This window comes from Streptomyces sp. NPDC001732, from assembly GCF_053596315.1.
The window spans coordinates 1-1,158 of the sequence record NZ_JBSFFY010000213.1 but is presented as its reverse complement, the minus strand read 5'-3'; the positions used below and the strand labels follow the sequence as shown (position 1 = coordinate 1,158).

Sequence of the window (1,158 nt, the reverse complement as noted above, 5' to 3'; positions counted from 1 at the left end):
GGTGTTGTTGTCGAAGACGACCATGACCTGGAACAGCGGGTGATACGCCAGGGACCGCTCCGGACTGAGGACCTCGACCAGCCGCTCGAACGGCACGTCCTGATGCGCATACGCCGCAAGATCCGTCTCCCGCACCCGCGCCAGCAACTCACGCACCGACGGATCACCCGACACATCCGTACGCAGCACCAACGTATTCACGAAGAAACCGACCAGATCGTCCAACGCCACATCCGAACGACCCGCCACCACCGTCCCCAACGGCACATCCGACCCCGCACCCATCCGCGACAACAACACCGCCACCGCCGCCTGCACCACCATGAACGGAGTCACCCCCGCCTCACGCGCCACAGCCAACAACCGACCATGCAACCCCGCACCCAACTCCAACTCCACCGCACCACCCCGATACGACGGCACCGCAGGACGCACCCGATCCACCGGAAGATCAACCACCTCCGGCACACCCGCCAGAGCCCCACGCCAGAACTCCACCTGCCGACCCGCCACACTCGACGGATCCGACTCCTCCCCCAACACCTCCGCCTGCCACAACGCGTAATCCGCATACTGCACCGGCAACCCCGACCACTCCGGCACCCCACCCGCCACACGAGCCGCATACGCCACCGAGAGATCACCCACCAACGGCGCCAACGACCACCCATCACTCGCAATGTGATGCATCAACACCACCACCACACAACGACCCACACCCGTCCGCAGCACCGTCACCCGCACCGGCAACTCAGCCGCCAGATCAAACGCATACCCAGCCGCCTCATCCACCGCAGCCGACACACCCCCCTCACCCACATCCAACGACCGCACCACCACAGAGACCCGCCCCACCGGCAACACCCGCTGATACGGCACCCCGTCCACATCCCCGAACACCGTCCGCAACGACTCATGACGAGCCACCACATCACCCACAGCAGCCCCGAACGCCACCTCGTCCAGACCACCCTCGAGCCGCAACACCAACGGAACGTTGTACGTCGCCGACGGCCCCTCCAGACGATGCAGGAACCACAACCTCCGCTGCGCCGCCGACAACGGCACCCGCTCCGGACGCACCCCCGCCACCAACCCCACCCGCGCCACACCCGCACCCGACAAACGACCCGCCAAACCAGCCACCGACGGCGACTC

General features: G+C 66.4%; 1 protein-coding gene. It reads right to left on the bottom strand.

Translation table 11 applies throughout. The features are described from left to right. A partial coding sequence (locus ACWCXX_RS41465; RefSeq protein ID WP_451136516.1) for a condensation domain-containing protein occupies positions 1-1,068 on the bottom strand: 1,068 nt, incomplete at its 3' end. Between the last annotated feature and the right edge of the window lie 90 nt (positions 1,069-1,158).